The sequence below is a fragment of the Lactiplantibacillus sp. ME-2 genome, assembly GCF_022549155.1.
Taxonomy (GTDB): domain Bacteria; phylum Bacillota; class Bacilli; order Lactobacillales; family Lactobacillaceae; genus Lactiplantibacillus; species Lactiplantibacillus plantarum.
Genome location: NZ_JAKZEQ010000001.1, coordinates 100,246 through 117,072 on the forward strand (window position 1 = coordinate 100,246; position 16,827 = coordinate 117,072).

A 16,827-nucleotide genomic window follows, 5' to 3' on the forward strand; every position below is an offset into this window, starting at 1 on the left:
AAACATCACGAACGCTTTAATTAAGACCAAACTCAACAAAAAGCACGCCAGATTATTCTGACGTGCTTTTTCCAACTTTGTAAGCACCACCTGACAGCCAAACTTAATTAACTGGCACAAACACCTGTTGTGGCAGTGAGTACAAATACTGTTTAGTCACCTTTCCTGGATACATCGACGCTAGCGCTGCTGCATATAGTTTAACTTGACCAGCGTAGCGCGTCTTCAATTCTTCAGGCCGCTTGACGTGGTCCGTCTTATAATCAAACAAGGTTAACCCATCAGCCGTTTCTAAATAGCCGTCAATAATTCCATGAATCAGGACTTTTCCCGTCTCATGTTCATCAACATCGAAAATCTGACGTGCTGGAATCAGTAACGAGAATGGCACTTCGCGGTGCACCTTCGCCGGATTATCCAAAATTTGACTGCCCAGCGCACTCTGGTAAAAAGCCACGATGGTGTCAACTGCAATCAATTTCGCGACATTGGTCGTTAAGACCCGGTTAGCCACTAACCCATCAATCGTACTTTGAACCGTCGTTTCATTGACCGGTTTGGTCAAATCAAGTTGTTCTAAAACTAAGTGGGTCGCACTCCCAACTTCCGCACTGGTTGGCGCCTGCATAGTTTGTAAAAATTGTGGTAACTCCAGTGACCCTGTCACAAACCGGGATGTCGGTCGTGAACGCCGCTGACTAACAGTCGGGTTCGCATTCATCAGCGGAGTATCCGGATCTTCAAAGATTCGTTTCACTTCTGATACCGATTGATATGCCGTCGTCGTCGTGGAAGCCTGGTGTGGATAATGAAAATTCAGTAACGTGGTCAGATAATCACGCGTTACTTGATCAACATCGATGGTGACTTGCTGTTCAACTAGTTCAAGCGCATCAGGTTGAGTACCCGATACCGCTTCACTTTGCTCCGCCAGGACGGTGGTGGCATCTCCCAATTCAACGGCTAGCTTGGTCGGATCATCCGTCAATTCGTAATTGGGCCATTCATCTCCCCAATATGCCTTCATGGCCGGATGCCGTATCACGGCCATACCGACCCAATCTAATTGATTAGTCGCCGCAATCCGTGCTTGGGCACTTAAGACGCGCCCGTCGCTAGCAAAGGCCTGCCGCCATTTTTCGGTCGCGGTATCAATATCCTTGATTGTTCCAACCAAATAGAGCTGTTGCTGAGCTCGCGTCATCGCGACATATAGTTTCCGCATCTCTTCAGCGCGCATCTTCTTGCTGACTACCTGCTTAGTCACAACTTGTGGCAAGGTCGGGTACTTCACACGCGTTTCTGGGTCCAAATAAGTAATCCCAATCCCCGCTTCTCGGTCCAATAGCGCGCTTGAGCGCGTATCAGTCTGATTGAACTGCTTATCCATATCCATCACAAAAATCACGGGGTATTCAAGCCCCTTGCTACCATGAATCGTCATTACGTTGACCGCTTCCGCATCAGTCTCGGCCACGGCAGCTGCCAAGTCCTGATCCTTTTCCTGCATCCGGCGAATAAAACGAACGAACTGAAATAAGCCCTTAAAACTGCCCTGTTCATACGTATAAGCACGTTCATATAAAGCGTGGAGATTAGCCTGACGCTGTTTACCAGCCGGCATGCCGCCAACGTAGTCTAAAAAGCCAGTTCGTTCATAGATTTGCCAAATCAGGGTTACGATTTGATTACGTCGTGCCAGATCTCGAAATTCAGTCAATTGTGTCAAGAAGGTCTCGATCTTAGCATAAACTTGATCACCATATTCAGTCGCCGGACCAGTCGGATAATGATGATAAAAGTCCTGGACGGCTTGAAAATAATCACTCGTTTTATTCTGGATACGCAAATAAACTAATTGATTTTCGTCTAATCCGACAATTGGCGAGCGTAGAACCGCCACTAACGGAATATCTTGATATGGATTATCGATAATACTGAGTAGTGCCATCATGATTCGAATCTCAGTGGTTTGAAAATAATTCTGGGCATCATTGACCACAACGGGAATGTGATACCGTTTGAAAACATCAATAATTGTTAAATTATGATTACGTGTTGGTACTAGTAACGCCACGTCGCTGTAACGAAACGGCCGGTATTCCCCATTAGCACGTTCATAGATTGGCTTATCTTGGGCCTTAAGTGCCAAAATCTTTTGGGCGACCATCGTGATACTCCCAACGGCAGGATCATCAATTGAAAAATTGGTTTCATCCGTGGAGACATCTTCTGTCGACTTGTCAGTTTCCGTCTGGTAAAGTAATAGATTCGTCGTTTGTGGCATATCGGCCGGATAATCCTTGGGCCCATACTTGAGGTAAGCCGCTTCATCATAATCAATTTGCCCGACCGGCGCGTCCATCAGCTGACTAAAGATTAGGTTAGTCAAATGATCGACATTCGCCACCGACCGGAAGTTTTCAGCTAATACGATTCGTTCCCCGTGTTCGGGATTCGTCCCAAAATCGTGATACTTGTGCAAAAACAATAACGGATCAGCTAATCGGAACTGGTAAATCGACTGTTTGACGTCTCCCACCATGAACATATTTCCTGGCTGGTCGCGCGCCAACAGCTGCAAAATACTTTCTTGCAAAGAGTTAATATCTTGATATTCATCAACCATAACTTCTTCAAATTGGGCCCGTAACTGCGCCAAAGCTGCCTGACCACTTTCATTGTCACTCGTTAAGATTTGCAACGTTAGGTGTTCCAAATCCGAAAAGTCCAGGACGTGTCGCCGCCGTTTTTCAGCTGCAAAAGCCGTCTTAAACTGCTTGGTCGCATCCACTAGCTCAGTCACAATTGACTTTGCCCCTACCATAATATCTAAGACTTGCTGCTCATCGGCCGCAAAATAAGTCTCGCTAAGGGTGGTCATTTGTTTCTTGACACCGTCCACAAATGTGCCCATAGTTTTGGCCCGTGCAGTCTTCTCCGGCTCGTCCTTATAAGTTTTTTTGAGAGCTCCAATCTTGAAAGTGGCGACTTGAGTACGTAACTCATTCCAACTTGCCGTTGCCAATTGTTCACGGAGCGTCGTCAGCGTTTTTTGTGCTGTAGCGAGTACCTCAAGCGTTTTCGGGACTAAGTCAGCATCCGTCGCAACTTTTTGCGCCTGTCGTAATTTCATTTGCATCCCATCGACTTCATTAATGAGCAATGGTAATAATTGTTGTTGATAAAAGGCACTGGCCGTTAACGCTTCCTCATCCACCTGATAAGGTTCTGGTAACTTGCTCAGCCAGCCTTCCGGATCCGGGGTCGACTGGGCAAAATCAAATAACCGAAAAATCAATCGACTGAGACCATCATCACTTCGATCATTAGAAAAATTCGCTGTTAATAAGTCAAATAACGTACCATCTTCATCATATAATTGTTCACGAACACTGTCCCAAACCTGATCACGAATGAGTAACCCCTCAGTGTTGTCCGTCAATAGGCGAAAAACAGGATCCAAATCAATAACGTAGTAATAACGCTGAATCACGCGGAGACAAAAAGCATCCAACGTACTAATGTTGGCTACCCCGAGCAAATTTAATTGCTGCCGTAATTGCCGAATCGCTGGTGACGCCGTGGTTTGCGCCGGATTGTCCGTCATTAACTGTGAGATTCGCTTATTGATTTGCGATTCCAGCTTTTGTTTCATATGCTTGGCAGCTAAGTTTGTAAACGTCACCACGAGTAACTGGTCAATATTCGTGCCGGCCAATATCTTGCGCATAATACGTTCGATCAATACGGTCGTCTTTCCAGAACCAGCCGAAGCTGAAACTAACAAGTTATTTCCCTGCTGTGCGATAACAGCTTGCTGGCTAGGTGTATAGTTTGTACCCTCACTCATGGTTTTCTCCACCTTTCTGTGTCTTTAGTAAATCAAGAACCTGTTTGGCTGATAATGGCGGTAGATCCCGATAAGCATTTTCTGCCAACATTGCATCAAACTGCATAATTGATAGATACGGCGAATACTGTAAAGCAGTCGTCTTATCGTTCAGCCGAATTGGATTTAGTTGAATTTCTCCAGCGAAAATTGCTTCAGCAGCTGCAATAATCAATTGACTATTATGCTGTAATAATCGTTCCAACTGGTCATTCGTCACCAGTGAAGCTGCACGCCCCCCACTATACGCCCCGTCCTTTTTACGTGCGAATGGGTAAACTTTCGAGGTCCCGTTACCTTGTTGTAGTTCGCTATCTAAATGTTCCAATAACTGCGGATCATCGAGCAAAATTCCCTTATACTTGTTCTTCTTTAGGAGTGCTGCTTCAAAACCGCCCTGAATATCTTTTGGTTTCAGAGTTGGATTTTGAATGTGCATGTAAAGTGCGCCAGCTAATTTAACCGCAGCTTGATCAGAACCGACTAAAGCTTGCTCGTTATGCAGCACAGCGTCCAAATAAGTTAACATTTGCATTGCGAGACCATAGTAAGCCTCTTGAAAATCAAATTTATGTTGGGATGACTTATAATCGACGATTCCCAGGTAACTTTGATCTGCCACTTGAATTTGGTCGAGACGGTCAATCTTCCCCCGCACGTGCACACTATGCGTTGCATCAATTTGAAAATCGAGCGCTTTTAATCCGTGTTCCTTGCCAACGTTACCAAATAAGACCTCGGTTTGCTTCGGTTCAGCGGCTGACAGTTTACTTTGATTGCGAATCGCAAATGCAATCTGCCGGACTGTGTTGATTAACTGCCGTTGCAAGTAAGCCATCCGGTTAGAACTCGTCAAAATTGTAAACTGTGGTTGATCTAAGATTTGACGGGTCACAGTCTCTAAATACTGTCCTAACTGCTGATCACTGGCTTGGGCCAATGGGATTTGATCAGACCGTAACGCCTTGATGAGCCCATCTAAGACAGCGTGGAAAAACTCCCCAGTACTAGCAGCTGATAACTCGAACACATCACGCTCACGCAGTTTGAGCCCATATTTCAAGAAATAAGCGTACTGATTACGATAAAATTCTTCTAGTTTTGAAATTGACGTATAAATTTGATGCCCATACAAAGCCTCAACGCTGGCTGGTGTCAGCTTGACAGGTTGATTGCGATAGCTTAATCCAGCCATCAATTGACGTGCTAGCTCACCGAATTGGGGGTCACGCGTCAATTGTTGCCGTAACCACACCCACACCGGAGCAGGTTGTAATGGTGCGCCAACACGATTACGGTCAGTATTCGTCGTTAACACATCGCGGTAAACCTGAATCACATGACTAATCGTCCGGCGCTTAGTCCCAACAAATGGCCGCGCATCGGCATTAGTCGGATCAGGCGTCCCAAGATAAGTATGTTCTCGCAAATTGAACTGGCGTTGAATTCGCCGCACATAGTTGGACCAATTTAAATCTGTTTCTTGATCATCTTTTAACGGGGCGCTGAAAAACAAGTGTCGACGGGCACTTAAAAAGGCCAAATAATTCAGACAACTTTCATCACCGAGCTGAACGACAGCTGAATCATTTAAATAGTGGTCACCATCTAACGAACTGAGCGTTGGTTGCAAATTTTCTTTATCCACATCACTCAATAAGTTGTTCGTCATAATCCGGTCAGGCATCACTAAATCGGTTGCCCCAACCATGAAGACAACTTTATGGTCCTGACTTTGAACCATTCCGCTCTCTGAAATTAACACCTGGTCCAACGTCGACGGAATTTGCGAGTAACTAGCACCTTCAAAGCCCGCTTGTAATAGTGCCAAAAAGTCCGTAATTTCAAATGGCTCTGCACCTAAAATCGTCACGTATTCATCTAGCATCCCACAGAAAGTTTGCCAGGTCTGCTCAGGCTCGGCAGCTGCCCGGACATCTTGGCGATCCAAGGCTTGATCACGCCAAGCTAATAGCTGGTCCGTAACGCCCTGGCTTGTCAAAAAGTTGACCAGCAATGTCACGGCCGCTTTGCCATCCGGTGCTTGCTGCATTTTTTTAAAAAACGGTGGTAACGTTTCAGCAACAAAGTGATGAATCAAGTTGATTTGTCGCGAAATTTCAGCATTTTGGTCCGTCTCGACCCCGGCATCACCCTCGGTTAATTGAAAGTATTGCCAATCTTCCCTTTGTACCCACCGCTGGCCGTGATAACCACTTTTAAGGATAAAGTTTTCGGTCAGATCTACTGCTTGGCGGTAGGCTTGCCGATCCATCGGTTGCCCATTGATATTTGGCATCAACAGCTCGGTTTTCAACACTCGCATAACATCACGATATTGATACTGCTGTGCGTCGATATCAAACAACGCGTTAATCAACTCAACTAACGGATGGTCGGCCATTGAACGCTGTAAATCAACAAAGTATGGTATTTCTAATTCATGAAAAGTCGGCGCTAACATCGTTTGGTAGGCATCTAAGTGCCGTGTCATGATCAAGAAGTCCCGATAATGATAATCGTCGGCGGGATCGGCATGTTTTTTCGCGACCATTGCCCGAATCATGCGGCCAACTTGTGCCAATTCGGTCTGTCGACTATCGGTCCGGAATAAATGCACATTCGTATTCGGCTCCTCGTAACCGGTAGCCGCTTGGGGCTGACCACGCCAAAAATCATCGAGAGCCACTAAGCCGGGAGCCACGCGCGGCGTTTCAGCATAAATATCTTGGCTAACCGGAATCTGACGAATACGGGCATACTGATAAAGCCGATAATAAAGCCGACCAGATTGATAAAACAGCGTGCCATTTTCTGGCGCCCGGTCAACGACTTTGTGATCGAGCATCAAACTGATTGTCACGTCCGCGCCCTGTTCCAGCATAGTCGTGACGATTCCCTGTTCCTGGGCCGGTAATTGGGCAAAGCCAGCGAGTTCCACATAAACGTGCGTTCCGTGCAAGTCTTGACGCCGTAAGTAAGCATTCAATTGAACGAGAATATCAGCGGGCTTAAGATACTTATCTGCAGTCGCCGCCACGAAGTCTTTGTAAACGATCGCCAGATCATGTAGCTTAGCCTGCAAGTCACCCGCCTGAGCATTCGCTGCCAATTGAACCACATCTTCTGGTTGCAAATTAGCGGTCTGTAACTCATTAATTTCACGAGCTAGTTGAGTCACAAAACCCGTTTGCGAGATTTCACCACCAAACAATCGCAGCTCATCGGCATGTCGTTGTAGAATGCGATATAATAGCATGTCAATCCCAGCAGCGGAGAGTCGTGGTACTTGATAAGCTGCTTCGTTCTTCATCAAGTACCAAGCAAGACGGGTAAATGAAAAGACCTGAACCTGAGTCTGGGCATACAAATCTGGTTGCCCAAATGCCTGTGCCAAGCGGTTCAACACGTCAACTTCAGTATCGAACTTAATATGGTTCGGTACCAAATAAAAAAACTGATCTTGTGGCTTAGCCATCAAGGTTGCCACTAACTGCGCCACCATGGTACGGCGATGGTCCATCTTGGCTGGTCCCAATACAAATTGTAAGCTCACCACTAATTCCTCCTCTGAACTGAACAAACGTTCTCATTAAGTTAGTCTCATTATCGCATATTTAACCGGCTAAAAAAACACCTAACCCGTAAGTTAGATGTTTATTATCGCGTCCATTAAATACCACGTTATTCAGCCAGGTGACCCGTGTGCTGCACGTCTTAATTCTCAACGTTGACGGCCACTGCTGCCAGATGTGCGTCGGATTTATAATGGCTTATCGTGCCCGGCATCCAGTACCGTTTTGTCATCCTGATTTGAAATTTTAGAAGCTTTAACGAACGTGGTCACGGCTTAATGTGGGCAACTCGCACGGCCGCTTATTCATCCGGCTGCAAGCCTCGACCTCAAAACACCTTACCGATCACCCGGTGACACTCGCCAATCCTCAGAGTGCTTAAAAGACACGAATTAGCACAACCCCCACAATCATGACGAGCAAGCCCATCAACTGGACCCCCGAAATTGGGTTCTTTTTTGAAGCAAACCAGCCAAATTGGTCAATCATTAAACTACCGGCCATCAGTCCGACTAAAACAATGACGACCGCTAAACCAGTGCCAACGACCGGAACCAAGTAAACATTACCCAAAACATACAGCGCACCAATCATGCCACCAATCCACATCCACCAAGGATTAGGCGTCTTAGTTGGCCTAATCAATTTGAATTGAGGTCGCAAGACTAACACGATGACGATCAGTCCCAGAGTACCAACTAAAAAAGAAACAAATGCCGCGTGCACTGTGGAGCCAAGCACCCGACCTAGGTGCCCATTGACCGCAGTTTGCATCGCACTGAGCATTCCGGCAACCACACCTAGTGCACGCCAAATTCCAAGGCCACTTTGGTCAGTGTCAGTAGCTGTATCTTTTTCCGCGGTTTCAGTGATTCGATTATGCCGCTGTTCGAGCCACCCCTGAGCCGCAACGGTGATGATGACCCCCGCCAAGACTAAAATTGCACCCAAAAATCGGGTCATCGTCAATGTACTTTGGGGTGAGTCGAACCAACCAAAATTATCAATCAATAGCCCGGCCAAAATTTGACCAAGCACGGGCATAATAACGGTTTGAACACTACCCAGCTTCGGAAACAACAAGATATTGCCAGTTAAGTAGACGACCCCCAATAGCCCACCCAGCCAAATCCAAACCGGTTGACTCGTAAATAACGTCGTCGAAAATCCTAAAGTATGGACATCAATTAGTGTCATTATCGCCAAAAACAACGTCCCCACAGCAAAAGATATTAGGGAGGCGCCAAATGGAGATCCCACTGAATTGCGCAATCGCGAATTAATACTCGTTTGCATTGGTAACCCAATCCCGATTGCTAAGCCAACTAAAATTGCTAACATCGAATATTCCCTCATTTCTTTATATTGTCTTAACAATCTGTCACAGGTTAATATTAGCACGAGCCGGTAACTAAAATAGTCATGAAAATCGTCTGGATAATCCAGCTTAATTTTCATGACTATTTTAAATATGCCAGCCATTTATGGCGCGTAATCCTAATCAGTCACTCCCCAGTGTTCTGGGTCCTGACGCCACGTATGCAGCGAAGCTAATTCTTCGTCATCAATGTAATCTGCTTGGCGAGCAACTTTGATTAGTTCAGGATAGTTGGACAAACTGAACAGCGGTAATGACGCAGCGGCAAAGTTTTGCGTTGCCGCATCCAAGGCATAACTGAAGATTGCTCCAACAGCCTGAGTATCGCCACCTGCTGCTTGAACGGCCTTAGCCGCCTGTAACACACTGCCACCCGTCGAAATCAGATCATCCAGCATGACAACTTTTTGACCGGGCTTTAACACCCCTTCGATTTGCCGGCCAGCACCGTGATCCTTGGGTTTAGCACGAACGTAGATCAATGGTAGATTTAACAATTCCGCCACCCAGGCTGCATGGGGAATGCCAGCCGTTGCGACCCCCGCAATCACTTCGGTCGCCGGGTATTCACGCTTGATGATGGCGGCGATTCCGTGCGCGATATGCTGGCGGACCGCCGGATAAGAAATCGTCAGCCGATTGTCCGTATAAATTGGACTTTTAATGCCACTGGCCCAGGTGAATGGGTCGTTTGGTCGTAGTGTAACGGCTTTAATCGTCAACAAATCAGTGGCGATAGTTGCTGCAATTTCACTCATATTAGTTACTCCATTCTGTCATAATGTCTCGGTAAGCTTGAACTGGTTCTGCAGCCTGCGTAATTGGCCGCCCGATGACGAGACCGTTGCTCCCAGCCTTAGCAGCGGCAGCCGGTGTCATCACCCGTTGCTGGTCATCTGACTGCGCCGACGCTGGCCGAATTCCCGGCGTAATTCCGAGAAAATCGGCACCGACGGCCGTATGAATCGCCTGAACTTCTTGGGCGGAACAAATGACGCCATCACAGTCACTCGCCCGTGCTAGTTTGGCATAATGCACGACACTCGCCCGAATCGTTCCCATGATTTGCTGGTCCTGATTCAAAATAGCTTGATTAGTCGAAGTTAACTGCGTAATCGCTAATAACTTGGGGGCAGTGACTCCAGCGGCCATTGCACCCGCGACCAATCCTCGTTTGGCGGCTGAAAGCATCACGTGCCCACCCGCAGCATGAACCGTTGTATAGGTTACCCCTAACCGCCCGATCACCCGCATTGCGGATTCGACGGTATTGGGAATATCATGTAGTTTCAAATCTAAGAAAACCGCATGGCCGCGAGCTTGCACGTCCGTCACAATACTCGGTCCCGCTGCATAAAATAACTCCATGCCGATTTTGACAGTGACATGTAAATCAGCCGGAAATTGGTCTAAAAAAGCTAAGGCCCGTTCGGCGGTGGGAAAATCTAACGCAATGATAATTGGTCGCTTCATCCTTGGACCTCCTGAATCAACGCTTGCAAGCTGGTGATCCCGTACTGATCCATCGCCGCCGGTAATCCAGCAATAATGTCTGTACAAGCAGTCGGGTGACCATACGTTGCGGCCCCAACTTGAACAGCATTTGCACCAGCCAGGTAAAATTCCAACACATCAGCCGGCGTGAACACGCCACCAACGCCAATAATCGGCAACTTGGTATGTTGACGCACGTCATGGATCATCCGAACAGCAAGTGGATGAATGGCTTTTCCAGATAAACCGCCCGTACCATGCGCTAAGATCGGTTGACGTGTGGCTAAATCGATGCCCATACCCGTTAACGTGTTAATCATCGTCAGTCCAGCCGCTCCACCAGCTTCGGCAGCGAGTGCAATTGGGACAATATCAGTGACATTCGGGGTCAGCTTCATGAAAACTGGTTTATCGACCGCGGCAACAATCGCCTTAGTCAACGCCGTTACCGTCGCTGGATCAGTTCCAAATGCTAGGCCGCCATGGTCGACGTTTGGACATGAAATATTGATTTCCAATAATTTGACGTTAGGTGCCGACGCCATTTTTCGTGCGACTGCCACGTATTCATCAAAGCTCGCCCCCGCGACACTCCCAATAATCGGTAAATCTGGATAATGAGTCGCTAACCACGGTAATTTATCGGCCAGCACATTGTCAATTCCGGGATTTTTGAGTCCAATTGCATTGAGCCACCCCGCGGTTGTTTCCGCGGTCGTTGGTCGTGGGTTGCCCGCTTTCGGTTCGGCGGTGGTCGACTTGATGACCAACCCCCCCAACGCACTCAGGTCTAACTGTTGAGCCATCTGTTGACCATATGCCGCCGTACCACTAGCCGGCATAACCGGATTTTTGAACGTGACACCGGCTAAATTTACTGTTAATCGTCCCATCGTTTTCCTCCTATGATCAAGCTTATCGGCGGGTGTCCTGATTTAGAGCGCCTGCGTTACAAATGACTGTGATTCTCGTACTTGCAAAATTGCCGCGACCGTATCTAAGGCCGTAAACAATGGAATACCGTGCATAATTGACGTGTTTCGAATCAGGGTACCATCATTTTCAGCCTGTTCTTCATCCGAAACCGTATTAATGACGACTTGAATTTCGCCAGCTTCCATGCGATGCAGTAAATCATGCTCGCCACTATCGATCTTGTCGACGGTCGTAACGGGTAACCCGTGTGTGGTCAGAGCAGTCGCCGTTCCCCGAGTCGCTAGCAATTGGTAGCCCAACGCATGGAACCGCTTGGCTAACGCCACTGTTTCTGGCTTGTCTTCATCCCGGACAGTCAAAAGTACGTTACCATGGCTCGGCACGTGTAGCTTAGCCGCTTCAAAGGCTTTGTAAAGTGCCTTTGCCATCGTGACATCGCTGCCCATGACTTCACCCGTTGACTTCATTTCTGGTCCCAACAAACTATCCACACGATTCAACTTTGAAAATGAAAAGACCGGCGCTTTGACGTGTACTAAGGGACCCGGTGTGACCAAGCCAGTCTGATAACCTTGTTCAGCCAATGACTGGCCAAGGATTGCCCGAGTCGCAACTTGAGCCATCGGAATGTTCGTGACCTTGCTTAAGAATGGCACCGTCCGGCTCGCGCGCGGATTGACTTCAATCACATAAACTTGGTCGTCGTGGATTACGAATTGAATGTTCATCATCCCGACACAGTTGAGCGCAATGGCTAATTTTTCAGTATAATCCACAATTTGTGCTTGGACCGCCGCCGAAAGTGACTGTGGCGGATAAACGGCCATCGAATCGCCAGAATGGACACCCGCCCGTTCGATGTGTTCCATAATTCCCGGAATCAAGACTGTTTGACCGTCACAAATGGCATCAACTTCACATTCCTTCCCGACCAAATAACTGTCCACTAAAACGGGGTGGTCATGCGACACCTTGACCGCGTTATGCATGTAATAGTCTAAGTCGGTCCGCTTCTTGACAATTTCCATCGCCCGGCCACCAAGGACATAACTGGGCCGGACAAGGACGGGATAGCCCAACTTATCCGCAATAGCTAGCGCGGTTGCTTCATCACTTGCCGTATCACCAGCCGGTTGTGGAATAGCTAAAGCTTTGATGACCTTATCAAATTCGTCACGGTCTTCCGCACGGTTGACATCCGCCACACTCGTCCCTAATATTTTGATACCATGGTCAGCCAATGGTTTCGCTAAGTTAATCGCTGTTTGACCACCAAATTGCACAATCACGCCCACTGGTTTTTCAAGTTCGATCACGTTTAAGACATCTTCAATCGTCAGTGGCTCGAAGTACAATTTGTCTGATACTGAGAAATCGGTCGAGACGGTTTCCGGATTACTATTCATGATAATCGCTTCATAGCCAGCTTTTTGAATGGCTTTAACGGAGTGAACGGTAGCATAGTCGAATTCCACCCCTTGCCCAATGCGAATCGGCCCTGACCCTAACACTAAAACGGATGGGCGTTTCGTGACAATACTCTCATTTTCAAACTCATAAGTGCCGTAGTAATAAGGTGTCTCCGAAGCAAACTCACCGGCACAAGTATCGACCATCTTATAAACGGGCGCTAGTTTGTGCGCTAAGCGGAAGTCGCGAACCTGATCGATTGTTTCGTGCCAATAGTCAGCTACCGTTTGATCGGCGAAGCCATTGCGTTTAGCAACAGTTAGTGTCTCTATGTCATCCGTATGGGTACGCAAAGCTTGTTCGATTTCAATAATGTGTAATAGTTTATCCAGGAAGAACACGTTGATCTTGGTGAGTTCGGCTAATTCATCAATCGGGTAACCGCGGCGAATTGCTTCCGTTAAGTAGAATAACCGATCATCCTGCGCATGAATGAGCTTATCGCTGAGTACATCATCATCAACACTACGCAAAGCGGGTTCTTCAACGTGGTGCACTCCAATTTCTAGTGATCGGACCGCCTTTAGTGTGGCTTCTTCAATATTGCGCCCAATCGCCATGACTTCGCCGGTCGCCTTCATCTGAGTGCCCAAACGACGATCAGCATGGGTGAACTTATCAAACGGCCAGCGAGGAATCTTGCAAACTACATAGTCCAACGCTGGCTCGAATTCAGCGTAAGTGGTTCCCGTCACCGGATTTTTAATTTCATCCAAATGCAAGCCGACTGCAATCTTGGCAGCCATCTTAGCAATTGGGTAACCAGTCGCTTTGGAGGCTAACGCTGATGAGCGACTGACCCGCGGATTTACTTCAATGATATAGTAATTAAAACTATTCGGATCGAGGGCCAACTGAACGTTACAGCCCCCCTCAATCTTCAACGCCCGAATAATCTTCAAAGCAGCATCCCGTAATAATTGCACTTCGCGATCTGCTAACGTTTGAACAGGTGCATAGACGATTGAATCACCGGTATGAATCCCCACGGGGTCAAAATTTTCCATATTGCAGACGACCATCGCATTATCCGCAGCATCACGCATAACTTCAAACTCAATTTCTTTGTACCCGGCAATACTTTGTTCGATCAGAACTTGGGTCACTGGTGATAACGCCAACCCATTTTCGGTAATGTCGTGTAACTGTTGGGGCGTCTCGGCGATGCCACCGCCAGTCCCCCCCATCGTAAAGGCTGGTCGCACGATGACCGGATAACCAGCTTGCTCAGCGAAAGCCAACGCTTCGTCAACCGTCCGCGCAATACCAGAAGCTGGCACGGGTTCGCCCAATTCTTCCATCAGTGCCTTAAACTGTTCCCGGTCTTCCGCCTGATCAATTGCGCTGAGCTTCGTTCCTAACAGTTCAATGTGCAACTCATCGAGAATACCCGATTTAGATAATTCCATCGCCATATTCAAGCCCTGCTGGCCGCCTAAAGTTGGCAAAACCGCATCCGGATGTTCTTTGCGGAGAATCTGTGAAACAAATTCAAGTGTAATTGGTTCCAAGTAGACCTGGTCCGCAATTTCTTTGTCCGTCATAATCGTTGCGGGGTTAGAATTGACCAAGACCACTTCATAATCGAGTTCTTTTAATGCCAGGCAAGCTTGTGTCCCAGAATAATCAAATTCTGCGGCCTGACCAATAATAATTGGTCCTGAACCAATTACCATAATTTTATGAATATCTGTCCGTTTAGGCATTGAATTGGCTTCCTTTCTGGGTTGCTTGATTAGCCGCCATCAAATCAATAAATTCGTCAAAAATATGATCAGCATCGTGAGGACCCGGCGCTGCGTCCGGATGATATTGCACGGAAAAGGCCGCGTAGTCACGATGCCGCAAGCCTTCCACGGTACCATCATTAATCTCCTCATGGGTGATTAACAAGTCAGTCTGCGCTAATGAATCCCGATCCACCGCGTAACCATGGTTTTGCGACGTAAAATCAATCCGCCCAGTTGCAATCTCACGAACGGGATGGTTAAACCCACGATGTCCGAACTTCATCTTGAACGTGTCCGCACCGTTTGCTAGCGCAAAAAGTTGATGTCCGAGACAAATTCCAAATAGCGGCACATGTTTTTCCACTTCTCTGATCATCTCTAAGGCTCCCGGAACATCTTTGGGATCACCAGGGCCGTTCGTCAACATCACACCATCCGGATTCAAAGCCATGATTTCACTCGCCGTAGTATTGTACGGCAACACCGTCAAGTTACATTGACGCTTTGCTAGTTCGCGTAAAATCGAATGCTTCAACCCAAAGTCAACGACGACCACGTTGGGGCCTGTCGCTGGGTTGGGATAGGCGTTATTCGTTGAACTCTGGGCAACAACGGCCCGATTTAATGCCGTGACTTTGAGCCGGTCAACCGTATCTGGTAAGACGTTATCGACGATGGTGGCCTTCATCGCGCCCTTCGTTCGGATATGTTTAGTGACCGCCCGCGTATCAATATCCATAATGCCAGGAATCGCATTCTGTTTTAGATAATCGTCCAACGACTGAGCATTACGCCAATTACTGGCTCGTCGGGCAACTTCGTGAACAACAACGCCCTTACAAGTTGGCTTGATTGACTCATGGTCATCCCGATTAATGCCGTAATTTCCAATCAAAGGATACGTAAACATCAAGATTTCGCCATTATAAGACTGGTCTGTGATCGACTCTTGATAACCACTCATGCCGGTATTAAAGACTAATTCACCAACCGTGGCCGTTGTCGCACCAAACCCCGTGCCGGGGTAAATCGTACCATCTTCAAGTACTAAGTATCGTTTCATGCTTGCGTTCCCTTTCCATATGCCAACTTACCGTCAACTAGTGTCATTAAGACGTTGCCATAAACGGGCCAACCGATAAACGGGGAATTGTGCCCCTTCGATAACATGGTGGCCGCTTCGATTTCATATTGATGATCTAAATCAATAATGGTTAGATCAGCCGGTGCCCCCACTACCAACCGGCCGGCTGTATTTAAGCCAAATAGTTCAGCCGGACGCGTGCTCATCAGTTCAATTAAACGACCGAGCGTCAGTAACCGGGTCTTGACCAGCGCCGTATATAGCGTGGCAAAGGCAGTCTCAATCCCAGTAATCCCGAAGGCTGCCGTCTTCATGCTGCCCTGTTTTTCGGCATCAGTATGCGGCGCATGGTCCGTCGCAATCATGTCGATCGTGCCATCCAACAATCCCGCAACTAACGCTGCGCGATCCTTGGCTGAACGCAACGGTGGATTCATCTTTAACATCGGGTTATCCATCGTAATATCTTCATCACAAAGGAGTAAATGATGGGGCGATACTTCACAAGTCACGTTGATGCCAGCTGCTTTCGCATTGCGAATCACGCGTAAACTTTCCGCCGTTGAGACGTGACAAACATGGTAGTGAACCCCACTCGCTTCCGCCAACATGACATCACGAGCCACTTGGGACGCTTCTGAAACATTATTGATACCAGGCAATCCTAGCCGATCAGCAACGGGCCCCGCGTTCATCACGCCATGATGATAAAGCGAATCATCCTCAACGTGTGCCGCTAATGGCAACCCAACTTTAGCAGCACCTTGCATGGCTGCAAACATGGTTCCGGCCGTTTGAACACCGGAACCATCGTTACTGACGGCAAAGGCCCCCGCAGCTTTGATGCCGGCAAAGTCAACGAGCTGTTCACTAGTCCGCCCAGTCGTAATGCTGGCATATTGTGCGACGTGAACATGTGCTTCCTGCTGATTACGCGCCACCATCGTCGCGACCCGCTTAGGTGTATCGGGTACCGGATCCACATTAGGCATTGCTCCGACCGTTGTGAAACCGCCATGCGCCGCGGCTAACGTTCCGGTCGCAATCGTTTCCTTCGCTGTTTGACCAGGATCGCGTAAATGGACGTGTACGTCGACAAATCCCGGACTAACAAAGTGCTGATCGGCACAAATGACGTGATCCGCCGGTCCAAACTGATCGTGCAGTTGATGCCCGATCGCCTTAATTCGGCCCTCGGCAATCAGGATATCCGTTGTTTGTAACTGCCCTGCTTGCCACACTTGAGCATTCTTAATTAATGTTGTCAT

9 protein-coding genes are annotated in these 16,827 nt (G+C 47.8%); all 9 read right to left on the bottom strand.

Going from position 1 to position 16,827, the window contains the following annotated elements; genetic code table 11:
* Positions 1 to 103 precede the first annotated feature (103 nt).
* The 9 genes from addA to MMY95_RS00530 all read right to left on the bottom strand — a co-directional run bounded on the left by addA (position 104) and on the right by MMY95_RS00530 (position 16,827).
* Positions 104 to 3,853 (bottom strand): helicase-exonuclease AddAB subunit AddA, encoded by a 3,750-nt coding sequence (addA, locus tag MMY95_RS00490; protein WP_003645886.1) that lies wholly within the window; start codon positions 3,851 to 3,853, stop codon positions 104 to 106.
* Positions 3,846 to 7,448 carry a PD-(D/E)XK nuclease family protein gene (locus tag MMY95_RS00495; protein ID WP_241277449.1) on the bottom strand — a complete coding sequence of 1,201 codons (3,603 nt, stop codon included), beginning with the start codon at positions 7,446 to 7,448 and terminating at the stop codon, positions 3,846 to 3,848. The genes addA and MMY95_RS00495 overlap by 8 nt, the downstream gene beginning before the upstream one ends.
* Before the next feature lie 397 nt (positions 7,449 to 7,845).
* Positions 7,846 to 8,949, bottom strand: a complete 1,104-nt coding sequence (locus tag MMY95_RS00500) for a DMT family transporter (RefSeq protein WP_016527268.1) — start codon at positions 8,947 to 8,949, stop codon at positions 7,846 to 7,848.
* 15 nt (positions 8,950 to 8,964) lie between these two features.
* Complete coding sequence (gene pyrE / locus MMY95_RS00505) at positions 8,965 to 9,603, bottom strand: orotate phosphoribosyltransferase (RefSeq protein ID WP_104795894.1); 639 nt, start codon at positions 9,601 to 9,603, stop codon at positions 8,965 to 8,967.
* A 1-nt stretch (position 9,604) separates the two neighbouring features.
* Complete coding sequence (pyrF, locus tag MMY95_RS00510; RefSeq protein ID WP_003645882.1) at positions 9,605 to 10,318, bottom strand: orotidine-5'-phosphate decarboxylase; 714 nt, start codon at positions 10,316 to 10,318, stop codon at positions 9,605 to 9,607.
* Positions 10,315 to 11,232, bottom strand: a complete 918-nt coding sequence (locus MMY95_RS00515; protein ID WP_003645881.1) for a dihydroorotate dehydrogenase — start codon at positions 11,230 to 11,232, stop codon at positions 10,315 to 10,317. The genes pyrF and MMY95_RS00515 overlap by 4 nt, the downstream gene beginning before the upstream one ends.
* A 42-nt stretch (positions 11,233 to 11,274) precedes the next feature.
* Positions 11,275 to 14,451 carry a carbamoyl-phosphate synthase large subunit gene (gene carB / locus MMY95_RS00520; protein ID WP_015640814.1) on the bottom strand — a complete coding sequence of 1,059 codons (3,177 nt, stop codon included), beginning with the start codon at positions 14,449 to 14,451 and terminating at the stop codon, positions 11,275 to 11,277.
* Positions 14,444 to 15,538 (bottom strand): carbamoyl phosphate synthase small subunit, encoded by a 1,095-nt coding sequence (locus tag MMY95_RS00525; RefSeq protein ID WP_003645878.1) that lies wholly within the window; start codon positions 15,536 to 15,538, stop codon positions 14,444 to 14,446. The genes carB and MMY95_RS00525 overlap by 8 nt, the downstream gene beginning before the upstream one ends.
* A complete protein-coding gene (locus MMY95_RS00530) occupies positions 15,535 to 16,827 on the bottom strand; it encodes a dihydroorotase (RefSeq protein ID WP_003645877.1) in 1,293 nt (430 codons plus the stop codon). Before MMY95_RS00530 ends, MMY95_RS00525 begins: the two co-directional genes overlap by 4 nt.